This window comes from Aliiglaciecola aliphaticivorans, from assembly GCF_054782055.1.
The window spans coordinates 129,904-154,746 of the sequence record NZ_BAAGTF010000019.1; the positions used below are offsets into that span (position 1 = coordinate 129,904).

The window sequence follows — 24,843 nt, forward strand, 5'->3', positions numbered from 1 at the left end:
CTTAGGTATTGGCTTTGATGCCAATACCTACTTTTATATTATTAACACGAGACTTTCCATGACCACTAATATTCATGATCAACGTATTTTAATTCTTGATTTTGGCTCCCAATATACCCAACTCATCGCCCGTCGCGTCCGTGAAATTGGCGTATATTGTGAACTTTGGGCATGGGATGTGAGTGAGGAGCAAATTAAAGAGTTTAATCCTAATGGGATTATTCTTTCTGGTGGTCCTGAGTCGGTGACTGAAGCCAACTCTCCGCGCGCTCCCGAATATGTATTTAATGCCGGAGTCCCTGTATTGGGTATTTGCTATGGAATGCAAACCATGGCGGCCCAGTTGGGCGGGAAAGTGCTGGGTTCAGATAAACGTGAATTTGGTTATGCGCAAGTGGAAGTCATTGGTAATATTCCATTGTTAGCAAATATTGAAGATCACATTGGCAGTAATGGAAATGGCTTGTTGGATGTTTGGATGAGCCATGGTGACAAGGTATTGGAAATACCAGAAGGCTTTGTTACAGGTGCACAAACACCGAGTTGTCCCCATGCCGCAATGTTTGATGTTTCTCGTCAATTTCACGGTGTGCAATTTCACCCTGAAGTGACCCATACCCGTCAGGGAATGCGCGTTTTATCTCACTTTGTGATGGACATCTGTGGTTGTCAAAAACTGTGGACCGCGGCTAGCATTATTGAAGATGCCGTTGAGCGTATTAAGAAAAAAGTGGGTGACGATGAAGTTATTCTGGGTTTATCTGGTGGTGTTGATTCGTCAGTAACAGCCATGTTGTTGCATCAAGCTATAGGTAAAAATCTCACTTGTGTGTTTGTTGATAACGGCTTGTTGCGACTCAATGAAGGCGAGCAGGTGATGGAAATGTTTGGTGACCATTTTGGTCTTAACATTATTAAAATAGATGCTGAACCACGCTTTTTAGAAGCCCTGGTCGGGGAAGCGGATCCAGAAGCTAAACGCAAAATTATTGGTCGTGAATTTGTTGGTGTATTCGATGAAGAATCGAGAAAGCTAAAAAATGCCAAGTGGCTAGCTCAAGGTACTATCTATCCAGATGTCATTGAATCTGCAGGCTCGGCGACTGGAAAAGCTCATGTGATTAAATCCCACCACAATGTGGGCGGTTTACCTGATGACATGGAAATGGGGCTTGTTGAACCTTTACGTGAATTGTTTAAAGACGAAGTGCGTAAAATTGGTTTAGAACTAGGCTTGCCTTACGACATGCTTTATCGCCATCCTTTCCCTGGACCGGGTTTAGGTGTGCGCGTGTTAGGAGAAGTGAAAAAGGAATATTGTGATTTATTGCGCCGCGCTGATGCTATCTTTATTGAAGAGCTTCACAGCGCTGACTTGTATCATAAAGTCAGTCAAGCATTTACCGTGTTTTTACCGGTGCGCTCGGTTGGTGTAATGGGCGATGCTCGCAAGTATGACTGGGTGGTTTCCCTACGTGCTGTAGAAACCATTGATTTCATGACAGCCCATTGGGCCCATTTACCCTATGACTTTTTAGGCAAAGTATCGAATCGCATTATTAATGAAATTGATGGTATTTCTCGCGTGGTTTATGATATTTCAGGCAAACCCCCAGCGACCATTGAGTGGGAATAAAAGATTCGGTTAGGTAACATCTGAGAATAGCTATCAATAACAGAATAAATTTCAAAGCCCAGCGTTCGTGCTGAGCTTTTCGTTTGTCTAAGAGAACAAAGCTGATTTTTGAGCTTGGTTAGGCAGATGCAGCCGTTCGATACGTTGCAGGTCAACAAGCCCAGGCAAGTATCGCGCAGCTCAACCATATATCCACTGAGGGAGAGGTCGAAATTTTATCTTTTCCTCGAATATTCGCCTTCTGACGTTTTGCAGATTACCGTTGCCGACCTAGTCTGTGCATCGCCCAAAGCCCTAAAGCTGGCCCCGGGAGTAGCCACCATACTACCCACAAACCCTGCCATTGCCACAGGGCTGTGGTCAATGCAATTGATGGAATGGTCAAAGCAAAGCCAATAGCATTTAACATGGCCAAGGTTGAGCCGATTCGCTCTCTTGGAGCGGCTTCAGCGGCCAGAGCCGATAACTGAGGAGAATCCGCAATCACTGTCAGGCCCCAGATAAAGAGTAAAACTAGCATTACTTCGGGCGACAAAAAGGCAACCAACGGATAAAGCAAGCAGATAAGTCCAGAGGACCCAAGTGCCAAGCGCGCCACTGCCAGACTTCCTATACGTCTGCTCAGTGCCCCTCCACCCACACAGCCCATCAGGCCAAGGGCGATGATGCTAAACGATATCAACGGGGTCGAGAAACCCTGCGCGTCGAGACGTCCCATTTCGCGGGACACCATAAATGGAATCAGCGTCCACATTGCATAAAGCTCCCAACTGTGACCAAAATAGCCGATTGCAACTGCGCGGAAACGCCGTTCACTTAAGGCGGCTAGCCCATCTTTGAGTCGTACCTTAGTACTTGAGGAAGGTAAGTGTGGGCCATCACCCAAAATGAAGATAGCCGCGCCACCTAACAATGCTAATAAGGAAGCAACGAGTAAAGTCCACTGCCAAGGTAACCCGAGCGTCATGCCGCGCAGAAGGTGAGGTAGGGCAGTGCCTAGGGTTAACATTCCGACTAACCATGCCAACGCTGCTCCGACATATTTAGGTGTCCAGCCAATCACTAGCTTCATACCTAAAGGGTAAATACCGGCTAAGCACAGACCGGTGAAAAACCGTAACAGCAGATCGAATGGCTGATGAGCCGCCACAAACACAAAGCTGGCATTTGCTAGCGCACCCGCTAGGCAGGAAATAGCGAAAATGCGGCTGGCAGCTATTCGATCTGCCAAACCTGTGGTGGCAATAAATAGCGTACCAGTAATGAAACCTGCCTGAACAGTGAGAGTTAACCAACCAAGATCTTTTTCAGTTAGCCCAACATCATGAATGAGAGCCAAACCCACCCCATTAACAGAGAACCAAAGGGAAGTACCACATAACTGAGCGAGCACGACAATAAATAGCGGATGACTTCGAATAAAGTATGTCATTTCTCTCATCCTATTGACCAAAAGAAAAATGCCCTCCAATAAACCTTAAATCCATTAATAAAGCTTTGATTAGAGGGCGAGACGCTTATTCTGAGCAACTTTGATTAAGGGCACAGTCTTTACGAGAAAGAGAGCTATTTATAACAGCAAAGTCTTTGTATTCCTGACTAGCTAACGTAGACGTTATTGACTTAATCTGTTTATAGCCAGTTCTTAGCAAAAAGGTTGGCGCACGGCCGTAGCTTTTAATTCCAGCAATATAAAGCCCCATCTCTGGGTGCGAAAGCTCAGCCGAACCATGCTCAGGGACTGAACCACAACTATGAAGATTGGGATCAATAAGAGGGCCGAGTTGAACCGGACTTTGGGTTGCAGGATCAATGGAGGTGCGCAGCTCAGACAGCAGCTGAAGGTCAGGACGAAACCCTGTTGCTGCAATGATCTGATCTACAGGCGGTAGTTGATATGAATGGCTATTTACGATCAGTTTGCCATTTTCACAGTTGATTTTTTCTATTGCTATATCGGTAAATACTTCGATTTTTCCTTCTTCCAGTAATGTTTGAATATGAACTTCGAGACTTCTGCGCTCTTGCAGCTCATCATTTTTTGGTGATCGCACGATGTTATCCACGGAGGAGCCGCGTATTCCCCATAAAATATGCATGCCATCAGTTTGTTCAGAAAGTTTGACTAAATCTTGTAATGCGTTAAATGCTGAATGGCCGCCACCGATGACGAGTACGGACTTGCCCGCATATTGTTTATTGCTAGCGCCAAGAATATCAGGCACACCGTAAGAAATTGATTGCGAAGCAGTAAGCTCACCAATAGCAGGAATACCATGAGCGCCAAGCCAGTTGGGGGTCTGATATGTACCAGAGGCATCAATTACGGCCTGAACAAGAATATCACGCTCACCTTCAACGTCGGAAACACGGATCACGAAGGGCGTACTCTCCCGGCCATTATTTCGTAAAATATCGTGATATTGGCGGCTGACGTTGTTAACACGGGTATTCAAATGTAGGTGCGGAGCAATCTTCTCGTGGGACGCCAAAGGAAGTATATAGCGCTCAAGCAGTTCGCTTCCGGTTGGAAACTCGGTCGAAACTGGTTCTACCCAGCCCTTTTTCTTAAGTAATGAAACCGCTTTGGGATCCATATTGTATGACCAGGGCGAAAACATACGCACATGACCCCATTTTGCTATGTTGGAACCGGCACAATCACCTGATTCAAACACAATGGGTGTAAGGCCTGCATCGAGCAGGTTAACTGCTGCACTCAAACCGATAGGACCGGCGCCTATGATGGCAATGGGCAAGTTTTCGACATTGTAATTCATAGATAAACCTCCAAAATAGTGTTGTTAGTAACAACAATGTGGTTAAAAAAATAGTTAATCGCCGAGTCGGTTCCGCGCTGCGACGGTAAGTTTTCCCAAGAGTACAAGAGCCGCATCGACAACTTCATCAGAGATATCAGATATCATTGATGCCTCTTCTTCAATCAAGCTTTTTCGAATGGTTGCATATAACTCATGGCCTTCAGGGGTTAGTGATAGCTGCACTGCGCGCTGATCAAGGGGGTCTAAGGTCTTCAGTGCATAGCCTTTACGCAGTAACGAGTCAACTACTCGGCTTGTGGTACTTTTATCAAGGCACATTTCTTCAGCTAGTTCTTTAAGCCTTAAGGGACCTCGTTTTACCAGTGTTTCCAGCGCATAACACTGAGCGACCGACACGTTATGACAGCAAATACTTTCACGATCACGAAACTGATGTACGCGGATCAGTTGGTTAACCGCTTCATAAAGTGCTTCGGCACGCTTGAGTTTTGTGTTCATCGAATGTCTCTGGCTTAAGTTGTTAGTAACAACAATATAGTAGCCGTCCATTTTCTGCAAGCCCCGGGTCTTGTTTAATTAAAATTGTGTTTGAGATGATGTTAGACAGGGAATAGTCGCTGATCTGCATAGTAGCCATGCTATAAGGTACAAAAAAGGCGATAGTAATATCGCCTTTTTATACAGCTTACGCTGCTTTGCTAGGTGTTAGATTGTCAAACTCGCGCTTTAGTACATATTTTTCATCGGTTACAATGGCCTCTAGTACTGCAATTCGATCCTGCATCGCAGCAAGTCGTTGTATTAATTCGTCATTTTGCAGATCGGGTTCAGATACCTGTTTAGGGGCTTTTTTATCTTTCCCGGTTAATTTTACAATGGTCCAGCAAATGATGGCAATTATGGCGATGGCGGTTAAATTCATAGCGTAGTCTCCTTTGACTGGTATGGTGTTATCGTATTAGTATGTTTTAGCGTTATGATCTTGTTTTGCATATTTTTAACCAACTTTTATTTCTTATAAATATCAATAGTTTAGGTTTTTTCATAGGCAATGCTTGATATGTATATTAGTTAAAAAAACAACTTATTGAGCAAATTAACCAATGTTTTGTATGACCAATAAATGACAACTCCAAATTCGCCAAATAAAATTCAATCACAAGATGAGTATTGGATGGAATATGCGCTATCTTTAGCAGACAACGCTTGGAAAATTGGTGAAGTTCCAGTGGGAGCGGTGTTGGTAAAAGATAATGAGTTAGTATCCCAAGGTTGGAATCAGTCCATTAGCTTAAATGATCCATCTGCCCACGCAGAAATGATCGCCATTCGAGAAGGGGGAAAGTTGCTAAACAACTATCGCATGCTGGACTGCACCCTTTACGTAACCCTAGAACCTTGCCCAATGTGTGCTGGGCTACTGGTCCATTCTCGTATCAAACGCTTGGTCTTTGGCGCAAAGGATTATAAAACAGGCTTCGCAGGCAGTTTAATGAATCTTTTGAATGATGAAAGATTAAATCATCAAATTGAAGTGCAAGGCGATGTATTGGGCGAGCAATGTGCCAGCAAAATATCCGACTTTTTTAAAATGCGACGTGAGCAGAAAAAAGCCCTTAAGCAAATTGCTAAAACTGGCACTCAATTGAAATGATCTTAGACAAATTTTGTTGAATAGATGACCCGGCACCGAATCGTGCTGTTTAGTATTTTCGCAAAGATATTTTCAATATCGGAGGAGGGGTGCATAGTCAAATCGGATTGGAGGATGATTTACTTGCTCTTAACCAATTTGTTGAAAACAACATAGCCAGTTGGCTGAAGCTTATTCTAACTTGCTTCAGCAAAAGACTCTTGTAAATCAAATTGTTGGAAATTTTGACGTCTAACCAACACTCTTTGGTGTACTTTTTTTAACATTAGCCTTCTACGGCTACTATTGTTTGGTTTCACTTTTCTAGTAAATGTATTTCTTTTTCTCATGGTAACTCCTTTAAGGATTTTTCTCCTATTTCTTGTAATAAAACGGGTTAATTGATGTAGACAACTAAACTATCCATTAGTTTCAAAATTATTTCCATTGAAACAAATGAATCATTTACTTCTAATTAGATTGGCATGCAAATGTGACTGCTATATGACAAGTCAATAAACAGCGTAAATATCGGATGGTTTAATTTTCTGGCGCTTGAGCTGCGTCTTCAGCTTCATCGAGGGTTTCGGCATCCTGCCCGTCTAGCCACACTAATGTATCATAATAACGCCGTATGTTGTCAACATAAGTCACTGCTTCGTCACCCCGCGCGTATCCATAACGGGTGGTTTTGTAGTATTTTTTCTGACGTAATTGCGGTAAACGTTGTTTAACGTCTATCCACATGTCAGGGTTGCCGCCCTGTTTTTGAGTTAAAACCCGGGCATCTTCAAGGTGACCTAATCCAATATTGTATGCTGCTAAGGCAAACCAGATACGATCTGGCTCCTGAATGCGAGCAGGAATTCTACTTAATAAATTAGCGAAGTATTCAGCTCCCCCACGGATGCTTTGCTCAGGGTCTAATCGTGATTCAATACCTAGATCTTCTGCTGTGGCTAGGGTTAACATCATCATGCCACGAACCCCTGTGGGGGATTTTGCGTTAGGGTTCCAGTGGCTTTCCTGATAGCTCATGGCGGCTAACAAACGCCAATCAAGATTTTGAGCATGTTTCTCAAACCATTGTCTAAAGTTTGGTAAATTGCTTCGAGCTGAACGGATAAATTCCCGAGTGTCCACATAGTTAAATTGCCTAACATGACCAAAGTACTTGTCTTCTAAAGCCGCCAGGGTGCCATTTGATTGAATTAAACCAAAATATTCAATCAGTGCTGCTAATAATGAGTCATCTTGGCTTTTGTCTAATGCCCAGGCTACGCTTTGTTCTTTACTGATAGTAAAACCAATACTCAGCTCAGGATGTCTTCTACGCAAAACTGCTAAAATGTTAGAATCTACTATGGTGTAAGCGAGTTCATCGTTTAAAACCATTTCCATAAGTTCTTCTGCGTCTTTATCGTCGGTTTCTCGCCAGGCTAATTGCGGATGAAATGGCTTAAATTCTCGTAGTGTTTCAGCATGACTACTGCCTGCAATAACCAACATTTCTTCGGTCAAATCCGTCGCACTTCTGGGCCGTTCATTACCTTGTTTAAATACCACTTTTTGGCTGATACTTTGGTAGGCTGGACCAAAGCGGAATATATCGACTCGCTCATTGGTAACACTAATTCCGGCAGCAATTAAGTCCAAATGATGATTAGCAAGTTGGGGAAATAGTTCATTTAAAGTGTAATAGGGGAAAACTTCCAGACGCACGCCTAGGTAGCTAGCGAAACCGCTGGCTAATTCATATTCAAAGCCTTCAGGCCCAACAGGCCCATTATAATATGTTGTCAAACCATAATTGGTTCCAACTTTGAGTACACCTTGGTCTAAGATGCGGGCTAGGGTGCTGGATTGTTGCGGTTTTTCACATGCACTGAGTACAAAAAATACGCTCAGTAAAAAAAACCGAAAAACTGTTTTCTTCACAGATTCCCTTTTAAACTTAGTTAATTACCTCATTGTGACGAAATTGTTTGGATTCATCTACACAAATAATGCAATTGATGAGTAAAAACTTCTAAATCAAGTGGATTGATGCTTATAAATCGATTGTTTTTACACTATAATTCGCGCCTCAAAACTTCCTAAAAATCGTGAACTTAGTCAGACTAAATGGTCAAGTTCCAGTAACTTTGGTAATAGCCCTATGCTCGTCCTTCGTGGTGCTCCTGCGTTATCTGATTTTCGTGTTGAAAAATTACTTCAACGTTTTACATCTGCTCAACTTCCCATTGCTGAAATATACGCTGAATATGTGCACTTTGCGCAAATTGAGTCGGAAATAACAGCGGAGCAGAAACAAGTTTTAACTCAATTACTCACTTACGGCCCGGCGATACCCGCCCACGATCCAGAAGGCGAGTTAATTTTGGTAGTACCAAGACCCGGAACTATTTCCCCATGGTCTTCTAAAGCAACTGATATTGCTCACAACTGTGGTCTTAATAACGTTAAGAGAATTGAACGTGGTTGTGCATATTATTTGAAATTTGCCGCTGAGCTTAGCCAAACACAACGCACCGAGTTGCAACACATATTACATGACCGTATGACTGAAGCGGTCATGGCTGATTTTGAGCAAGTGCAAATGTTATTTGTAGAAGACTCGCCTAAACATTTCAGTAGTGTTGATGTGATCGGTGGAGGGCGAGAGGCTTTACGCTCTGCCAATGTTGAAATGGGGCTAGCGCTTGCTGATGATGAAATTGATTATTTGGTGGAAAACTTCCAACGCTTAGGTCGTAATCCAAACGATATTGAGCTGTATATGTTTGCTCAGGCTAACTCAGAGCATTGCCGACATAAGATTTTCAACGCAGATTGGACAATTGATGGTGCGAAACAGCCTAAATCCTTGTTCAAAATGATTAAGAATACCTTCGAACTCAACCCAGATTATGTGCATTCCGCTTATAGTGATAACGCTGCGGTTATGGAGGGATGGAAAGCCGGTCGTTTCTTCCCTAACCCGGCATCCCATGAATACGAATATCACCATGAAAATATTGATATTTTGATGAAGGTAGAAACCCACAACCACCCAACGGCTATCTCTCCTTTTTCTGGAGCCGCAACGGGGTCGGGCGGTGAGATTCGTGATGAAGGTGCCACTGGAAGAGGTTCTAAACCCAAAGCGGGGTTAGTAGGCTTTAGTGTTTCAAACTTGAATATTCCTGGCTACCCATTACCTTGGGAAACCGCTTATGGCAAACCAGAGCGAATTGTGAATGCGTTAGAGATTATGCAACAAGGCCCATTAGGTGGGGCGGCGTTTAATAACGAATTTGGTCGTCCTAATATTCTGGGATATTTCCGTACCTATGAACAACAGGTAAATAGCTTCAATGGTGAGGAAGTACGGGGTTATCATAAACCAATTATGTTGGCTGGTGGATTAGGAAATATTCGTCAATCGCATACTCAAAAAGGCGAAATCACCGTAGGGGCTAAGTTAATTGCCTTAGGTGGGCCAGCCATGAACATCGGGTTAGGGGGAGGTGCCGCTTCCTCAATGACATCCGGTGAGTCAAATGAAGATTTAGACTTTGCTTCTGTGCAACGGGGTAATCCTGAAATGGAAAGACGTTGCCAGGAAGTGATCGACCGCTGTTGGCAGTTAGGAGATGAAAACCCCATCCAGTTTATTCATGACGTGGGTGCAGGGGGGTTATCAAATGCTTTCCCTGAACTCGTTAATGATGGTGGACGTGGCGGAAAATTTGAGCTTAGAAATGTACCCAATGACGAACCTGGTATGGCTCCCCATGAAATTTGGTGTAACGAATCACAAGAACGATATGTGCTATCTGTTGCTCCAGACAAACTGCCGTTGTTCGAATCAATTTGTCGACGTGAAAGAGCGCCTTTTGCGGTGGTGGGAGAGGCTACTCAACAGCCTCATTTGTCATTGCATGACGAACATTTCAATGACTTACCCATTGATTTACCGCTGGATGTTTTACTCGGTAAACCACCTAAGATGCATCGTGATGTAACATCTAAAACATCCGTTGGAGATGATTTTAGGGCTGAGTCGGTAGACATAAATGAAGCTGCAGAACGTCTTTTACGTTTGCCCACAGTGGCAGAGAAAACCTTTTTGATCACCATTGGGGATCGCAGCGTGACTGGTTTAGTGAGTCGTGATCAAATGGTCGGCCCTTGGCAAATTCCGGTGGCGGATGTTGCCGTGACAGCGTCTTCATTTGATAGCTATCAAGGTGAAGCTATGGCGGTGGGTGAGCGCACGCCTATTGCATTATTAAATCATGGCGCGTCAGCGCGAATGGCTGTGGGTGAGTCTTTAACAAATATTGCCGCTGCAGATATCGGTTCGTTAAATCGCATTAAATTATCGGCTAATTGGATGGCTGCCGCTGGACACCCAGGTGAAGATGCTGGTTTGTACGAAGCTGTTAAAGCCGTAGGTGAAGAGCTATGTCCAGAACTAGGGTTAACCATACCCGTTGGCAAAGATTCAATGTCAATGAAATCTCAATGGCAAGAAGAGCAGGCTGATGGGCCGCAGGATAAATCGGTTACCTCACCATTATCCCTGATCATTACCGCATTCGGTGCCGTGCAGGATATACGTAATACCATGACTCCGCAGTTGCGAACCGACCAAGGTGAAACGGTTTTATTGTGCGTAGATTTGGGGGAAGGGCGTAACCGCATTGGCGGATCTTGTTTGGCGCAGGTATACAGTCAGTTGGGTAATCAAGCTCCTGATGTGACTCAGCCTAAGTTATTAAAAGCCTTCTTTGAAGCTATGCAAACATTAGTGCATCAAAATCTATTGTTGGCTTATCACGATAGATCTGATGGTGGTTTATTTACCACGCTAGTTGAAATGGCCTTCGCTGGACGCACTGGTATTGATGTTGAACTGGATAGCTTAACAGGTGATGCGCAGTCAGTATTGTTTAACGAAGAACTAGGGGCAGTGGTTCAGGTAACGACAGCCGACTTGGATAAAGTGAATCAAGTACTTAGTCAGCATGGACTTACAGACGTGACCCATTTGATTGGCACGCTCAACACTTCAGACAGAATTGAAATTAGCCACAAGCAACAAAAGGTCATCTCACAAGAACGCGGTTACTACCGCTTAATTTGGGCAGAGACCACAGATAAAATGCAGCGATTACGTGATAATCCTGAATGTGTTGATCAAGAGTGGGCGGCAAAAGGAAATGCCCAAGATCCTGGTTTGCATTGTGAATTAAGCTACGATATCAACGAAGATGTTGCTGCTCCGTATATTTCGAAAGGGCTTAAACCACAAATAGCCATTTTACGCGAGCAAGGTGTTAATTCGCAAAACGAAATGGCTGCAGCTTTCAATCGAGCGGGTTTTAACGCTATTGATGTTCACATGAGTGATATTATTGGTCAGAATCTAAGCTTAGATAAATTTGCTGGGTTAGTTGCCTGTGGCGGCTTCTCCTACGGTGATGTGCTAGGCGCAGGTGAAGGATGGGCTAAGTCCATTTTATTCAATCATTATGCACGAGACCAGTTTGAGCAATTCTTCCACCGAGATGAAACTTTTAGTTTAGGTGTCTGTAATGGTTGCCAAATGCTTTCAAACTTAAAGTCACTGATACCAGGTGCTGATTTATGGCCCCATTTTGTGACTAACCAATCGGAACGTTTTGAAGCACGGGTTTCCATGTTAGAAGTGCAAGAAAGTAAATCTATTTTCTTTGCCGGCATGCAGGGTTCTCGCTTACCCATAGCGGTATCTCATGGTGAGGGAAGGGCGGAATTTAAACATATTGGTCACCTTCGACAAGTTCAAAATAATCAACATATTGCATTGAAATATGTGGATAATTTTGGAAAGGTGACTCAACAGTACCCCGCAAACCCCAATGGCTCACCGGATGGCATTTCAGGACTGACTTCCAGTGATGGTCGCGCGACTATTATGATGCCTCACCCAGAGCGGGTGTTTAGGGCTGTGGCAAACTCTTGGCAAGCCGATGATTGGCAAGAAGATGGCCCTTGGATGAGAATGTTTAGAAATGCGCGAGTATTTGCAGGTTAATAATTTACACGCGGCATATAAAGTCATTTTAGAAAGTTAGAATTTCTAGCGCCTAATTTTTTAGGCGCTTTTTTTGAAATTTGTTTTTATTAGTTAGATCCTTGATTTAATTAAATAAACCCTTGTCAATTTAAAAAAACAGGTTTAGACTAAAGTCTACAATAGGTATAGTTATCAGCGATGATTCTACCCGCAAATGGACTTTACATAAACTTACCGACAACAATTACAATTTCAAAATAATAATAAGAGAAATAAAATGAATCGTTCGTCAAAAGGTTTTGGATTAACAGGTGTGTTCGCCACCGTACTTTTCCTCGTTGTTTTAGCTGTTGTTAGCACTCCCGCAAGTTCGCAGACAATGTCTGATGAGATTAAACATACTCAAATCTAATTGAGTACTTGTACTTAGAAAGACATTATATTAATACTGTTTGCAAATACTTATTCACACGTTTTGTTTGCTCGTATTGAGATTACTTTTTTCGATGTAATTCTCGATTAGTAGCTTTCTCTGTCTCACTTTTTTTCAGCAGAACATACACTGATGCCGAACCACCATGGTATTTTTGCGCAGTATGAAAAGCCAAAACTTGCGGCATTTGCTGTAACCATTTTTGCACGTAACTCTTCAGAAAAGCTGGGAAGGGTTGGCTGTTCAATCCGATTCCATGTTTCACTAATAATGTGCGAATACCTTTTTGCTGAGATTGAAGAATGGTTTCAAACAGAGCTTGTCGAGCTTGTTCAAATTTGTACTGCTGTAAATTCAGCACAGAATCAATTTTGTATTTCCCCAAACGTAAATTTTTAAATACACCTTCCTGTACCCCAGGCTTTTTGTATATGAGGTGATCATAGGGATCAAGAGGCTCTACGTGTTCAGTGCTCAAGTAATTCTGAGCTAAATTTAAATCTCGTTGCAATGCCTCACGCTTTAAGCTCTGTGCGAGGGTTGGCTTTGCTTTTAAGGATAGCACTTTATCTTGTTTAGGAAGTGGTTTGACATCTTGCATAGCATCCATAAACGTCGAAATTTCTTCGTTATTTTGTCTAGACATCTCAACCCCTTTTGAAAATTATGCTTTTAGTTAACCTGCAGATAATTTGCGGCCTTTGATTTCGGTTCTAACTAGTTTTATGTCACAATTAGCGAAAAAGTTCACTAGGAAAATATATGAAAAGTATTCGCTATCTTGCGTTTTTTTGGGTAACCACCTTATTGGCTTGCTCCAATCCAGAACAACCTTCCGAAACCAAAGTACAACAAACACCAAAACAAACGCAAATAGACAATGCTAAAGATTATCATTCTTTTGCTAATCCCGATGAAGTGAAAGTGTCACATATCGATTTAGATCTAACCGCTGACTTTGAAAAACATCAGCTGATAGGCACGGCAACGCTGACCTATCAAAAGGTGGATGAGCAAAGTGAAACCTTAATTTTAGATACTCGCGGATTAACCATTTTAGAGGTGACAGCCGGCAATGTCCCTTTAGCGTTTGAATTGCAAAAAGAAGATCCGAATTTAGGCTCTGCATTACGCATTACATTGCCAAAATCAGGCAATCAGGTAACGATTAATTATCATACTTCAAAAGAGGCTTCAGGCGCGCAGTGGTTAACTCCTGAGCAAACCGCAGGTAAACAATTTCCATTTTTGTTTACCCAAGCCCAAGCCGTTCACGCACGTAGTTTCATACCTTTGCAAGACTCACCACTGGTGAGAGTGACTTATACGGCTACCATTCGCACACCTGAAGAGCTACTTGCGGTGATGAGTGCCGCCAATGACCCAGATACAGAGCGCGATGGTGTGTATGAATTTAATATGCCACAACCCATTCCTTCTTATTTGATTGCGTTGGCTATTGGTGACTTGCACTTTAAGGCTATGGGGGAACGCACAGGTGTTTACGCTGAACCTTCAATACTTGATGCAGCAGCCAAAGAGTTTGAAGATACAGAAAGTATGCTAGAGGCAACAGAAAAGACCTATGGACCTTATAGCTGGGATCGTTACGATTTATTGATACTCCCGCCATCATTTCCCTTTGGTGGAATGGAAAATCCTCGACTTTCTTTCATTACCCCAACGGTTATCGCTGGCGACAAGAGTTTAGTGTCTCTCATTGCCCATGAACTTGCCCATAGTTGGTCAGGTAATACTGTGACGAATGCCACTTGGCGTGACCTGTGGCTTAACGAAGGTTTCACTACCTACTTAACTTATCGGATTATGGAAATGATCTACGGTACTGATCGCTACAATATGGAAGCTGTATTGGGATACCAAGATCTAGAAGCTGATATTGCAGCCTTGCCAGATAACGATGAAATATTAGCGATAGATTTGCGAGGACGTAATCCTGATGATGTGTTTTCAAATATCCCTTATGAAAAAGGTGCATTATTTTTACGTGAAATAGAACAAAAAATAGGGCGTGATAACTTCGATAAGTTTCTACTCGAATATTTCAATCACTTTGCGTTTGAGAGCATCACAACCGACCAATTTGTTAACTATTTAGATAAAACCCTATTGACCACTTATGCTGATGTTTTAGACAAAGAACGTATTCAACAGTGGATTTTTGAACCGGGTATTCCCGAGGGGGCACCTGCTCCTGAGTCAGATGCCTTTAGTAAAGTTGATACCGCTCGCAATGCTTGGTTAGAAGGAAGTTTGAGTGCCAAACAAGTTGATACTCAAGGTTGGACTGTTCATCAGTGGTTGTATTTCCTAAACAATATGCCAGATGAGTTAAATGAATCACAATTAAGCGCCCTTGATGATGCTTTTCAACTTACAGCAAGCAAGAATAATGAAATTGCCCATAGCTGGTTACTTATTGCGGTTAAAAACCAATATAAGCCTGCCTACGAGAGGCTGCATAGTTACTTGGTAAACATTGGTCGTAATAAATTAGTGAAACCATTGTACAAAGAGTTATCAAAAACCGTGGAAGGTAAGGCATTTGCTAAACGAGCGTTTGAAGAAGCTAAACCTGGTTATCATCCGCTCACTGTGCGTGTTAATAAGAAATTTGTTGAATAATCGGCTTTAACCATTCGTTTATTTGAACGTTTGAAAAAGGGAGCTTAATCAGCTCCCTTTTTGATTCTTATTCTTTTGTTTACGAAAAACTGCTTATCCACTTCTCAATGGATAAGGCTTCAACGACAAATTCGACAGAGAGCGCCGCTAAAATTATGCCCATTATGCGGGTAAGAATGGATGCGCCTCCTGAGCCAATAATGCGCAGTATGCGCCCTGACAATAACAACAACCCCAGGGTAATTAGCAAAATACTAAACATCACCAAAGTGGTGGTTATTTGTTGATGAATGGGGTGGGTATAGTTATCGGTTAATAGGATGACTGCTAAAATTGCACCTGGTGATGCTGTGGCGGGTATAGCAAGAGGAAACACCGCCATGTTGTGCTCTCGATCCATTTCGTTTCTGGGCGAACTGTCATCAAAAATCATTTTAAGCCCAAATAAAAATAAAATAATGCCGCCGGCAACTTTAAATGAAAGCAAACTAATTCCCATCGCGGTAAGGATTATCTGGCCAACTACAATTGCGCCTAAAAGTACCGCACTTGAATAGATGATAGTTTTAAATGCGGTTTTACGGCGCTCTGACGGGGAAAGACTGGCTGTGAGGCCAGCGAATAGTGCCATGGTCCCGATTGGGTCTATCGTTGCCCAAATTATCAAAAAGTCATTTAGTATTTGTTCCATCATGTTTTCATTAATTCTCGTTGAATATATCAGTTGATTACAGGGTTAGGTGTTGCGGTTGTATTCTTTAATTAAAGGAGCGAGTGCAATAGGTTATGTTTTATGAGGCGTTTCCAATGAAATTAGTTGTTAGGTTTTTGATTTAGAATGCTACTGAGACTGTAAACTTTTATGCCAGAGTTAACGTAGTTAAAATGCCGAGAAGTTTAATTGTATCGAAGCTTAGTAACCTGTATAAAAGTGATTTGCTGTCTATGTGGGGGCGGTTGAATAATTTACAACATGCTTTAGTCTTTGTTTCGAGTATCTATGGCTCATAACGACTATGTGGTGAAGCTATGAACGTAGTCAAAAAGTGTAACTAACACACATTAAGGAAAGTATTTGATTGATATTACTGCTGGACTGGTTTTGGTTGGATTGTTATCCATTTTTTGTCAGTATTTCGCCTATCGGATAAAATTACCTGCAATTTTACCGCTTCTTTTGGTTGGTATTATTGTTGGTCCTGGAACCGGGATCATAAATGCAGACCAAATTTTTGGCGACTTATTGTTTCCTGTCGTATCACTTTCTGTGGCCATTATTCTGTTCGAAGGAGCCTTAACCCTTCGATTTGAAGATTTACGCGGTCATGGCTCTATGGTCCGAAACCTATGTACATCAGGGGCTGTTTTAACCTGGTGTTTAGTGGCTGTGATAACCCATATTGTGTTAGATATGTCATGGGAAATGGCCTTTTTATTTGGCGCTATTGTTACTGTGACTGGGCCTACAGTCATTGTTCCCATGCTTCGTACTGTTCGCCCTAGTAACAAATTAGCCAACATTCTGAGGTGGGAAGGTATTATTATAGACCCCATCGGTGCATTGTTGGCGGTGCTCGTTTATGAGTACATCATTTCCACTCAAGATGCCCTCAGTCACACCTTATGGGCGTTTAGTCTTACCGTCAGTATAGGACTGGGAGTAGGGGCCGTTATGGGGTATCTAATGGGACTTGCTTTGAGAAAAAATCTCATTCCTCATTATTTGCGCAATACAGCCGTTCTAACGTTAATGTTAGGTGCATTTGCCGGTTCCAACATGATAGCCCATGAGTCAGGTTTACTGACTGTGACGATTATGGGGATGTGGCTGGCCAATATGCGTGATGTGGATGTTGATGATATTTTAGAATTTAAAGAAACCTTAAGTGTATTGTTAATTTCTGGCTTATTTATCTTACTGGCCTCGAGAATTCAGTTAGATTCAATTCTCAATGTTGGATGGGGCGCTATCATTGTTCTGCTGGCGATTATGTTTATCGTCCGGCCGATTTCGGTGATGGTTTCCTCCCTTAAAACAGGACTTAATTGGCGAGAACAGGCGTTTTTAAGCTGGGTAGCGCCAAGGGGGATTGTTGCCGCTGCAGTGTCTGCTTTGTTCTCATTAAAGTTAGAAGCCCTTAACTATGCACAAATAGAAATTCTTGTGCCCCTGGTTTTTTTAGTCATTATTTCTACTGTTGTGGTGCAAAGCCTAACCGCAGTTCATGTTGCCCAATGGTTGGGTATTCGAGCCCCTAAACCGAATGGCTATTTGATATTTGGTGGCGGTGCGTTCTGTCGGATGTTTGCTAAAGAACTAATGGACAATGATATTAATGTCTGTGTTGCGGACACTAACTGGGATGCTATTCGTTCCGCTAGAATGCAAAATATCCCCACTTATTTTGGCAACCCGATGTCTGAACATGCATCTCGGACGTTGGATCTAACATTATTTGGACGAGTGCTAGTTATGTCACCCTATCGCCAACTGAATCCTATGGTGACTTTTCATTTTGAAGATGAATTGGGTAAAGGAACCGTTTTAGGCTTGAGCAATAATGAGCAGCAACAACGACCTAGCCATCAAATATCAGAGTCGTATGCAAAAAAGCTGGGGTTATTTGCTGATGGCGTCACCTATGGAAAGTTAGCGAGTTGGGTAGCAAAAGGCGCAAAAATTAAAACCACTCAATTAACTGAAAGTTTTTCAATGGATGATTATTTACAAGAGTATGAAGGTAATTTACTGGTTTTATGTGCCTTCGATAGCCATAATAAATTGCGAATGCTGACCAATAAAAAGTCTGTTGATCCTAAGGCCGGATGGCGCATAATGAGTTTGGTTATCCCTAAAGAGACCGATTCTGAACCAGCGACTAATTCGAAGGATGATAAATAACAAAAGTAAGGCAACCACTGTCAATTAACGATAATAATATTCTTTACACTTGCTATTAGATAAGAGAATCGGTCTGCTTATTGTGGTGTGATGAAACGGGATATTCAGGTTAATGGCAAGCAAAGGGGTGGGTTTCCGTTTTGTTAAAATGTATCTTAACAACCTAGTTGAGAGCTTAAATTGTCTTCCGCGCTAGGCGGTTTTATCGTTATTATCAATCACAACCTTGTGATATATTTTAGACGGAAAATCATAATAAAAACCTCTGTAAGGGAAGGCGGGTTCCAACCATGAACGATATGAGTTTAGTTGCTAAAAATCTTCGGGCGGTCAATCATATTTTAGTCGCTGAAGATGATTTAGATGATCAAGAGTTGATCCGAGATGCGCTAACTGAAAATAATTTGGCGTTGGAAAAAATTAAGTTTGCTCAAGATGGAGAAGAACTAATTTCTCTACTGAACACAGCAGAAGTATTGCCAAATTTAATCCTGTTAGACTTAAATATGCCGCGTAAATCTGGAAGAGAAGCGTTAGAGGAAATTAAACAAAATCCAAAAATTAAACATATTCCAGTGATAATTTTCACCACATCAGATTCTGAAATTGATATAAAAGAATGTTACTTTCTGGGCAGCAACGCGTATTTAACAAAGCCTAATAACTACGTTGATTTAGTAGAATTAATGAAAGATTTGATCAACTTCTGGTTCTGCCAAGCGCAAATTATCATTGATTAGCGCCTATCCATTTAAGTGTCACGCTTAACCTAACCCTCAAACAAGTTTCCCAGTTATTCATTTACTCAGGAAGTGGCGTCTCCTAGAGGATTCGAACCTCTGGCCTACCCCTTAGGAGGGGGTCGCTCTATCCAGCTGAGCTAAGGAGACATTTTCGAAATTTTTAAGGGGCAAGACTATACCTAATTTGATGGTAATAAAACAAGTCTGGAGTCATCAGATTTTAATGATTAATTAGATTAGGTTGATAGGTTTCAGTATATCTTTGGTTAGTCTAAATATGCCCGCTAGCCGCTCAGATATTTAAACTGATCACTTCAATTATTGTTTGGAGACAAAGTCATTGGCTTGAATATTTCCCAATAAACTACCGTCTTTGGATATTGCCACCGCGGTGTTTGGGGAAATGCTCACTACTTTAACTGGCGTAGGGTGTAAGTTGAACTGAGTAAAGGTTTTACCTTGTGGATTCAGAATTTGCTGCAGCTGAAAAAGGGTGAACTCATCGCCTTTTAAAATGCCTTGGTTGCTGCCAATATCCAGTGTGAGTTGTTCACCTCTTACTTGAATAATGCGTCCATAGGTAGGCGCGCAGGCTAGCTGTTCATCCACATTGATGGCTATGTCTTGCATAATGGATGATATTGATTCTCCGTAAGGGCTTTGCCACAACACATTGCTGTTGATATCAACACTTTGATGGGTATCGAACTCCCAAGGTGCGGTGGAATGATAGGATTTTTGCCACAGTAATGAACCTGTATAACCGTCAATCAGGGCGACTTGGTAGCTGAAGTTACGGGAAGGGGAAGGGCTATTCCACAGTGCCCAGTTTGATGATTTTGTTTTGTTTAGACTAATATCTTTGACCTTAGCGGTTAATACGTACTGAGCGTTTGATTGCTTTGCTAACGCCATCGCATCATTTATCAACGTGATAGGTTGTTGTTTATAGTAAAAAGGCAAAATGGTTTGGATACTTGATTGCTGAGCGAAGTGTTGGAAATTTCGTTGCAGCATTTCTGGCAAAATCGTGCCAATTTCAAAGATATTACCCGTGGTAGCCTGTTCTCTTTTTTCCAGAGGATGCCAGGTGGTGACGATGTTTTTAGGGTATTGCGATGCCTGACATACACTTTTATTGGGAAAGATATCTGCTCGTATGGAAACGGTGAGATAGCCATCTTTCGAAATTTCATCAATGAGTTCAATACTATTTACTTCGCCGCTGGCTCGAATGGTTAAATCATCATTTTGCAACACCCCATTTGCCATCTTTTGCACACTATGAACTGACGCTCCGGCAAATAATAGCACTTGCTTAATGGCTTCTTGGGTCGCGTTTTGCCGGGCTAGCTCAATATTGCCGTTTCTAATTGCCGCTTGGCCACTGGACTCGAACCAAGCTGCTGAGGATAAAGCAGAGAATAGTAAAGCGGAAAAAGCACAAAAGAATGTGATTAACTTCACAGAGAAAATTCGATTATGTGCTGGTTTCATTTACAAAATATCCAATTAGCGCTTAGACTCACAACGGTAAGCACCCAGTCAGTTGTGTGCTTACCACTGCTAAGGAATGCATTAACAATAGTAGTTACAATTCAATGCATCTTTTGTACCTATTTTCTTTTGGAAGGGGATTATTTAACCACTTGCTTCTGATTGGATACATATTTTCGACATTTGCCGGCGGATTTTTATCTTAAGGAACAAATATTGCAGTGCAAACAATCTGATGACAGTTCGAATTGGGTTTAAACATGACGAAAATCCAATATAGCAAATATGTGCTGTTAAATATTATTGAGAAAAAATATGAAATTACTATATAGCTTTGTGATTGTAGGTTGTTTAGTCGGTGTAGTCGGGTGTCAAAATCTCATCGATAAGCAGGTGGAGTGGGAAACCATCGAGCCTGAAACTTATCCTGTTATCCGTTCAATTGGTTATGCGCCAATCGACGCTCAACGTGGAAATGATAGATCGGCTAAAGTATTAATGGCGGTGAAAGCCTCGAAGCTGGATGCTTATCGTGAATTGACCGAACAGGTGTATGGACAAAAAATTGACGGTGAACAATCGTTAGCTAATTTAGTGCTCACCGATACTCAATTGATGGCCAGTGTACAAGGTGTTATTCGCGGTGCCAGAGTGGTGAAAAGTTACCCTATTGGAAATGATTCCTATGCCACAGAATTGGAATTGGATTTCAGTTTAGTACACGATCTATATTTGAGTACGGCCAAGCCTAAGCAAGTTAAAAAAGTGCGTTACTACTAAGCTCAATAAAGTAAAATTAAGGTCGATAAACTGGAGTGGGTTATTAGGTTCCGTCAGCAACTAACGCCTAAACGGTGACGCTTTTGCCAGATGAGCCGCCTTTAGGTTTACCGCTCTTGTCGTAAGTCATGGTTTCTTTCGCACGAGACTCTAGCAATAAGCTGCGAAGATGTTGCAGACGCAATTGGCCTTGTTCAACTGCTTTTTGATTGATTTCAGTTCTAAATTTACATTGCGATAAAGATTGGTTAATTTTATCAAATAAATCCTTCACCCCTTGCTCTGTTGCCCAATCAGGCTGTTTCTCAATTTGTTGCTCTATGGCTTTGTCTGTCTGGGCAATAGATTCTAATAGGTTGGATTTGTCATTGATAACAGTCGTTAAAGACTCAGCGTCTCTGGTGCCAATTAAATGCAGTTCAGATTCAAGTAATACGATAAGTGAATCGAGTTGTTCTTTTTGCTTTTCGAGGAGGGTAATTAGGTTCTTCATTTAGCTTTACTTTTATTTTGAGAAGCTAAACCAGTTTGGCATTAAAATCTAATCTTTAATGCCAAATACTTGAGCTTCGAGTTTGCTAATTTTTTGCGCTAACACATCAGGGTTAACACGATATTCACCATTCTGGATGGCTTTTTTCAATTTGTCGACCTTTTCCTGATTAACAGGCGCTTCTGATGATTTCTTTTGAACCTGACTTAACTGCTGAGCAGATTGGGTCAAGGATACAGAGTCCTGTCTTGGTACTGCCGCAGATTTAGATTGTTGTGCTGCAGATTGCGCAGTCGCTTGATTCTGAGATTGTTGTTGATTCAACCTCTGATTCTCAAGTTGTGGCTTTTGATTTCCACTATTTACATTGTTAATTGCCATAATGACCTCGAATACCTAATTTACCTCACTTATCTTATCGGCCGCAACTTTACGATCTTTAGAAAAATTTGGAAATAAATTAACTATTTTTTAGATAACCTTAAACCGTCGCTAATTAGCTGTAATAACAGACAGTTTACGCTAATTAAATTATATCTGCACAACTACTTGATGTGGATTCACAACTTGTGCGTGTACCACTCGATTAGATTTACTATTCTTCACCGCAATGGTGTCGCCTAAATTGCCATCTTGCTGTGCAATTCCTTTGGTCTTTATGCTGACGCCACCGGTATTTGCTGTAATTAATATACTATCGCCTTTGCAAACAAAACACAGTTGACCAGGAACCACCGGTTGGCCAGGGCGACTGCGTTTTTTCATTCTCGCTCCCACCACTGTACTTATATCGGCAAAGGTGCTGGTGCGTATTAGATTTTTATCCAGCATCACTACGCGAACATCGTTTTCATTTAACACTGTGCCAGGGCTGACAGAGGTTGTGAGTACCACAACAGGTTGTACCCGGGTTGCCTTTACCATCATATAAAGGTACCAATTGGTTTCCTCGCAACTGGCTCTTACGGTAATGTTGCTTTGCGCTAGGGCTTCTTTGCTTGCCGAAATTGTATAGGGTACAGGACAATCTGGAATGACAATGCGTTCATCTAGTGGCATTGTTTTTATCGTCAAATTACCATCGCTCACTTGCGTATATTGTTTTAATTGACTTGTTACGTAGTTTTCTACGGCATGAGTTAATTGTTGTTTGCTAGTATCAATATCATTAGACTGCCCAGCATAAGCGCTGTTTAAGGCAAAAGCGGCAATGAAAAAAGTACTCAGTATGTTTCGAGTTACATGTTTTGTTGATATTTTCATGTTCAGTTGCCGCCGTTTTGTCTATGCTTATTGATTCTTAAAGCAAACAAAGATAAACGTCAAAATTCAGTCACAAAAGCCAGTTTTGACGCTAATATTAGTTAAACTTGTATTTTCTGATAGGGATAACGCAACAATTGTGCCTATTTTAAATTTTATTGAGGTGGTTTATGTCGGGAATTCTTGACTCAGTTAATCAGCGAACACAGATAGTTGGTCAAAACCGACTTGAATTGTTGTTATTCAGGCTAAACCGCAGGCAACGATTCGGCATTAACGTATTTAAAGTGCGTGAAGTATTGCAATGCCCCCAATTGACTTCAATACCTCGACAAAACCCGCTAATTAGAGGGGTAGCCCATGTTCGGGGGCAAACAATCTCAGTGATCGACTTAAGCATGGCTACTGGCGGGAAAAAAATCGAAAATATCGCCAATGCGTTTATCATTATTGCTGAATATAATCGTTCTGTGCAGGGCTTTTTAGTCGGTTCCGTTGAGCGGATTATCAATACCAATTGGGATGCTATTATGCCACCTCCCCAAGGTACCGGAAGAGCGAGTTATTTAACCGCAGTAACCGAAGTCGATGGTGAGTTAATTGAAATTCTTGATGTGGAAAAAATTCTAAACGAAATATCGCCTTTGAAAACCGAAGTGAGTGAAGATTTAGCGGCTAATTTAAATATGTCTGAATCCCCTGCAAATGATAAAATTATTTTTATTGCAGACGACTCTTCGGTGGCGAGAAGCCAAGTTAAGAAAGCGCTGACAGCGCTGGGTTTAAAGATAGAAATGGCTAAAAACGGACTCGAAGCCCTTAATCGTTTAAAACAAATCGCGGCAGAAACTGGTGATGTTACCGATAAAGTCGGCGTCCTAGTGTCTGACATAGAAATGCCGGAAATGGATGGTTATACCCTTACTGCAGAGATTAAGCACACGCCAGAGTTGAGTAAACTTAAGGTCGTTTTGCACACCTCCTTAAGTGGTGTTTTTAATCAAGCAATGGTGCAAAAAGTAGGGGCAGATGACTTTATCGCTAAATTTCATCCCGATGAGTTAGCCTCTGCGGTGCAAAAATGGTTTAACAAATAAAGCGCTTACTTTATGTTGGAATTTGATATTTGAAATTAGATCAATTAGCGCCCCATGAACTCTCGGAATTTGCGGAATTTTTAGAGCGACAATGCGGTATTGTATTAAGTGAGCAAAAAGGCTACCTAGTTTATAGTCGTCTTGGTCCTTTAGTGCGTCAGGAGAATCTGACGAGTATTTCTGAACTACTTCAGATTGCCTATAAAGGCAGTTCCGCCCAACTGCGGGAAAAAGTAGTGGACGCAATGACAACCAACGAAACCTTGTGGTTTCGTGACAAGTATCCATTCGAGATTCTATCTAAAACCCTGCTTACTAAATTGGCGAGTGTAAACCGTAAAGTTAGAATTTGGAGTGCTGCCTGTTCGTCTGGGCAAGAACCTTATTCCATTGCCATGTGTATTCAGGAGTTCAAAAGGTCTCATCCTCGTGCTTTTCCTTATGGTATTGAGATTGTTGCCACCGATATTTCAACTGAGATGCTGAAAAGAGCTAAAACAGGTAAGTTTGATAGTATTTCAATAAGCAGAGGCTTAGCCGACGAGCGTAAAAACCGTTTTTTTAAAGCCGTTGATAATAACCATATGCAACTGGATCACGAAATCGTTTCTATGGTGCATTTTAAACCGCAGAATCTGTTAAACAGTTATTCCGGCTTAGGTCGCTTTGATGTGGTTTTTTGTCGAAATGTGCTTATTTATTTCTCGTTAAGTAATAAGCGGAAAATCCTGCAACAAATTGCCGCTTGCCTGCAAAACCATGGAGCTTTATTCCTTGGCGCCTCTGAGTCTATCGCAGAGTTAAATCAATTGTTTAGTCTGGAACGCAATAATCCAGGTATCTTTTATATTAAAAAAAGCAATTGATTCAATCGGTTACACTGTTTCATCT

General features: G+C 41.8%; 22 protein-coding genes and 1 tRNA gene. 10 read left to right on the forward strand and 13 right to left on the reverse strand.

The annotated features are described in order from the left end of the window. The first annotated feature begins 58 nt into the window (after window positions 1-58). The gene (gene guaA / locus ACYVIL_RS10895) at window positions 59-1,636 is read left to right on the forward strand and encodes a glutamine-hydrolyzing GMP synthase (protein ID WP_460312460.1); all 1,578 of its coding nucleotides are present in this window, start codon (window positions 59-61) and stop codon (window positions 1,634-1,636) included. A 256-nt stretch (window positions 1,637-1,892) separates the two neighbouring features. On the opposite strand, the gene ACYVIL_RS10900 is transcribed toward guaA, so the two are convergent. From ACYVIL_RS10900 to ACYVIL_RS10915, 4 genes are all read right to left on the reverse strand, one after another. Continuing rightward, window positions 1,893-3,068, reverse strand: a complete 1,176-nt coding sequence (locus tag ACYVIL_RS10900) for an MFS transporter (protein WP_460312461.1) — start codon at window positions 3,066-3,068, stop codon at window positions 1,893-1,895. Between the two features lie 85 nt (window positions 3,069-3,153). After that, entirely contained in the window at window positions 3,154-4,416 is a 1,263-nt protein-coding gene (locus ACYVIL_RS10905) for an NAD(P)-binding domain-containing protein (RefSeq protein ID WP_460312462.1), read from the reverse strand. 54 nt (window positions 4,417-4,470) lie between these two features. Beyond that, window positions 4,471-4,917 carry a MarR family winged helix-turn-helix transcriptional regulator gene (locus ACYVIL_RS10910; RefSeq protein WP_303470343.1) on the reverse strand — a complete coding sequence of 149 codons (447 nt, stop codon included), beginning with the start codon at window positions 4,915-4,917 and terminating at the stop codon, window positions 4,471-4,473. A 187-nt stretch (window positions 4,918-5,104) separates the two neighbouring features. Next, on the reverse strand, window positions 5,105-5,341 hold the full coding sequence (locus ACYVIL_RS10915; protein ID WP_460312463.1) for a hypothetical protein: 237 nt from the start codon (window positions 5,339-5,341) through the stop codon (window positions 5,105-5,107). A gap of 201 nt (window positions 5,342-5,542) precedes the next feature. On the opposite strand from ACYVIL_RS10915, the gene tadA reads away from it, so the two are divergent. Continuing rightward, complete coding sequence (gene tadA / locus ACYVIL_RS10920; protein WP_303470339.1) at window positions 5,543-6,073, forward strand: tRNA adenosine(34) deaminase TadA; 531 nt, start codon at window positions 5,543-5,545, stop codon at window positions 6,071-6,073. Between the two features lie 176 nt (window positions 6,074-6,249). On the opposite strand, the gene ACYVIL_RS10925 is transcribed toward tadA, so the two are convergent. Together ACYVIL_RS10925 and mltF are read right to left on the reverse strand one after the other, a co-directional pair. After that, window positions 6,250-6,402, reverse strand: coding sequence for a hypothetical protein (locus ACYVIL_RS10925; protein ID WP_460312464.1), 153 nt, complete (start codon window positions 6,400-6,402; stop codon window positions 6,250-6,252). Between the two features lie 190 nt (window positions 6,403-6,592). Next, a complete protein-coding gene (gene mltF / locus ACYVIL_RS10930) occupies window positions 6,593-7,990 on the reverse strand; it encodes a membrane-bound lytic murein transglycosylase MltF (RefSeq protein ID WP_460312465.1) in 1,398 nt (465 codons plus the stop codon). Between the two features lie 220 nt (window positions 7,991-8,210). Between mltF and purL the strand changes: the two genes are divergently transcribed. Both purL and ACYVIL_RS10940 read left to right on the forward strand, forming a co-directional pair. Beyond that, window positions 8,211-12,116, forward strand: coding sequence for a phosphoribosylformylglycinamidine synthase (gene purL, locus ACYVIL_RS10935; RefSeq protein ID WP_460312466.1), 3,906 nt, complete (start codon window positions 8,211-8,213; stop codon window positions 12,114-12,116). Window positions 12,117-12,375: 259 nt separating this feature from the next. Then, entirely contained in the window at window positions 12,376-12,510 is a 135-nt protein-coding gene (locus tag ACYVIL_RS10940) for a hypothetical protein (RefSeq protein ID WP_303470333.1), read from the forward strand. Window positions 12,511-12,592: 82 nt separating this feature from the next. On the opposite strand, the gene smrA is transcribed toward ACYVIL_RS10940, so the two are convergent. Beyond that, complete coding sequence (smrA, locus tag ACYVIL_RS10945) at window positions 12,593-13,177, reverse strand: DNA endonuclease SmrA (RefSeq protein ID WP_303470330.1); 585 nt, start codon at window positions 13,175-13,177, stop codon at window positions 12,593-12,595. A gap of 116 nt (window positions 13,178-13,293) precedes the next feature. Here smrA and ACYVIL_RS10950 point away from each other — a divergent pair, with 116 nt between their 5' ends. Continuing rightward, the gene (locus ACYVIL_RS10950; protein WP_460312467.1) at window positions 13,294-15,177 is read left to right on the forward strand and encodes a M1 family metallopeptidase; all 1,884 of its coding nucleotides are present in this window, start codon (window positions 13,294-13,296) and stop codon (window positions 15,175-15,177) included. Window positions 15,178-15,256: 79 nt separating this feature from the next. Here the strand turns inward: ACYVIL_RS10950 and ACYVIL_RS10955 are convergent, their stop codons facing one another. Beyond that, complete coding sequence (locus ACYVIL_RS10955; RefSeq protein ID WP_460312468.1) at window positions 15,257-15,871, reverse strand: MarC family protein; 615 nt, start codon at window positions 15,869-15,871, stop codon at window positions 15,257-15,259. Between the two features lie 381 nt (window positions 15,872-16,252). Between ACYVIL_RS10955 and ACYVIL_RS10960 the strand changes: the two genes are divergently transcribed. Then, the gene (locus ACYVIL_RS10960; RefSeq protein ID WP_460312469.1) at window positions 16,253-18,079 is read left to right on the forward strand and encodes a cation:proton antiporter; all 1,827 of its coding nucleotides are present in this window, start codon (window positions 16,253-16,255) and stop codon (window positions 18,077-18,079) included. Window positions 18,080-18,369: 290 nt separating this feature from the next. Further along, window positions 18,370-18,819 (forward strand): response regulator, encoded by a 450-nt coding sequence (locus ACYVIL_RS10965; protein WP_303470322.1) that lies wholly within the window; start codon window positions 18,370-18,372, stop codon window positions 18,817-18,819. Between the two features lie 73 nt (window positions 18,820-18,892). Here the strand turns inward: ACYVIL_RS10965 and ACYVIL_RS10970 are convergent. Continuing rightward, window positions 18,893-18,969, reverse strand: a tRNA-Arg gene (locus ACYVIL_RS10970). A 171-nt stretch (window positions 18,970-19,140) separates the two neighbouring features. Further along, on the reverse strand, window positions 19,141-20,319 hold the full coding sequence (locus ACYVIL_RS10975; RefSeq protein ID WP_460312470.1) for a flagella assembly protein FlgT: 1,179 nt from the start codon (window positions 20,317-20,319) through the stop codon (window positions 19,141-19,143). 315 nt (window positions 20,320-20,634) lie between these two features. On the opposite strand from ACYVIL_RS10975, the gene ACYVIL_RS10980 reads away from it, so the two are divergent. Further along, on the forward strand, window positions 20,635-21,099 hold the full coding sequence (locus ACYVIL_RS10980; protein ID WP_303470318.1) for an LPP20 family lipoprotein: 465 nt from the start codon (window positions 20,635-20,637) through the stop codon (window positions 21,097-21,099). Between the two features lie 67 nt (window positions 21,100-21,166). On the opposite strand, the gene ACYVIL_RS10985 is transcribed toward ACYVIL_RS10980, so the two are convergent. The 3 genes from ACYVIL_RS10985 to flgA form a co-directional block, all read right to left on the reverse strand. After that, a complete protein-coding gene (locus ACYVIL_RS10985; protein WP_460312471.1) occupies window positions 21,167-21,592 on the reverse strand; it encodes a flagella synthesis protein FlgN in 426 nt (141 codons plus the stop codon). A gap of 48 nt (window positions 21,593-21,640) precedes the next feature. Further along, window positions 21,641-21,973 carry a flagellar biosynthesis anti-sigma factor FlgM gene (flgM, locus tag ACYVIL_RS10990; RefSeq protein ID WP_303470313.1) on the reverse strand — a complete coding sequence of 111 codons (333 nt, stop codon included), beginning with the start codon at window positions 21,971-21,973 and terminating at the stop codon, window positions 21,641-21,643. A 150-nt stretch (window positions 21,974-22,123) separates the two neighbouring features. Then, on the reverse strand, window positions 22,124-22,855 hold the full coding sequence (flgA, locus tag ACYVIL_RS10995) for a flagellar basal body P-ring formation chaperone FlgA (protein WP_460312472.1): 732 nt from the start codon (window positions 22,853-22,855) through the stop codon (window positions 22,124-22,126). A gap of 170 nt (window positions 22,856-23,025) precedes the next feature. On the opposite strand from flgA, the gene ACYVIL_RS11000 reads away from it, so the two are divergent. Both ACYVIL_RS11000 and ACYVIL_RS11005 read left to right on the forward strand, forming a co-directional pair. Then, complete coding sequence (locus ACYVIL_RS11000) at window positions 23,026-23,952, forward strand: chemotaxis protein CheV (RefSeq protein ID WP_460312473.1); 927 nt, start codon at window positions 23,026-23,028, stop codon at window positions 23,950-23,952. Between the two features lie 29 nt (window positions 23,953-23,981). Further along, the gene (locus ACYVIL_RS11005; RefSeq protein WP_303470303.1) at window positions 23,982-24,818 is read left to right on the forward strand and encodes a CheR family methyltransferase; all 837 of its coding nucleotides are present in this window, start codon (window positions 23,982-23,984) and stop codon (window positions 24,816-24,818) included. The last annotated feature ends 25 nt before the right edge of the window (window positions 24,819-24,843 follow it).

What these genes read in the sequence shown, in the direction of transcription:
- ACYVIL_RS10905 (WP_460312462.1), bottom strand. Translation starts at nt 4,416, where the DNA reads ATGAATTACAATGTCGAAAACTTGCCCATTGCCATCATAGGCGCCGGT.
- ACYVIL_RS10965 (WP_303470322.1), top strand. Translation starts at nt 18,370, where the DNA reads ATGAACGATATGAGTTTAGTTGCTAAAAATCTTCGGGCGGTCAATCAT.
- ACYVIL_RS11000 (WP_460312473.1), top strand. Translation starts at nt 23,026, where the DNA reads ATGTCGGGAATTCTTGACTCAGTTAATCAGCGAACACAGATAGTTGGT.
- ACYVIL_RS10910 (WP_303470343.1), bottom strand. Translation starts at nt 4,917, where the DNA reads ATGAACACAAAACTCAAGCGTGCCGAAGCACTTTATGAAGCGGTTAAC.
- ACYVIL_RS10940 (WP_303470333.1), top strand. Translation starts at nt 12,376, where the DNA reads ATGAATCGTTCGTCAAAAGGTTTTGGATTAACAGGTGTGTTCGCCACC.
- ACYVIL_RS10985 (WP_460312471.1), bottom strand. Translation starts at nt 21,592, where the DNA reads ATGAAGAACCTAATTACCCTCCTCGAAAAGCAAAAAGAACAACTCGAT.
- tadA (WP_303470339.1), top strand. Translation starts at nt 5,543, where the DNA reads ATGACAACTCCAAATTCGCCAAATAAAATTCAATCACAAGATGAGTAT.
- guaA (WP_460312460.1), top strand. Translation starts at nt 59, where the DNA reads ATGACCACTAATATTCATGATCAACGTATTTTAATTCTTGATTTTGGC.
- smrA (WP_303470330.1), bottom strand. Translation starts at nt 13,177, where the DNA reads ATGTCTAGACAAAATAACGAAGAAATTTCGACGTTTATGGATGCTATG.
- ACYVIL_RS10915 (WP_460312463.1), bottom strand. Translation starts at nt 5,341, where the DNA reads ATGAATTTAACCGCCATCGCCATAATTGCCATCATTTGCTGGACCATT.
- purL (WP_460312466.1), top strand. Translation starts at nt 8,211, where the DNA reads ATGCTCGTCCTTCGTGGTGCTCCTGCGTTATCTGATTTTCGTGTTGAA.
- ACYVIL_RS10950 (WP_460312467.1), top strand. Translation starts at nt 13,294, where the DNA reads ATGAAAAGTATTCGCTATCTTGCGTTTTTTTGGGTAACCACCTTATTG.
- ACYVIL_RS10980 (WP_303470318.1), top strand. Translation starts at nt 20,635, where the DNA reads ATGAAATTACTATATAGCTTTGTGATTGTAGGTTGTTTAGTCGGTGTA.
- flgM (WP_303470313.1), bottom strand. Translation starts at nt 21,973, where the DNA reads ATGGCAATTAACAATGTAAATAGTGGAAATCAAAAGCCACAACTTGAG.
- ACYVIL_RS10900 (WP_460312461.1), bottom strand. Translation starts at nt 3,068, where the DNA reads ATGACATACTTTATTCGAAGTCATCCGCTATTTATTGTCGTGCTCGCT.
- flgA (WP_460312472.1), bottom strand. Translation starts at nt 22,855, where the DNA reads ATGAAAATATCAACAAAACATGTAACTCGAAACATACTGAGTACTTTT.
- ACYVIL_RS10925 (WP_460312464.1), bottom strand. Translation starts at nt 6,402, where the DNA reads ATGAGAAAAAGAAATACATTTACTAGAAAAGTGAAACCAAACAATAGT.
- ACYVIL_RS10955 (WP_460312468.1), bottom strand. Translation starts at nt 15,871, where the DNA reads ATGATGGAACAAATACTAAATGACTTTTTGATAATTTGGGCAACGATA.
- ACYVIL_RS10975 (WP_460312470.1), bottom strand. Translation starts at nt 20,319, where the DNA reads ATGAAACCAGCACATAATCGAATTTTCTCTGTGAAGTTAATCACATTC.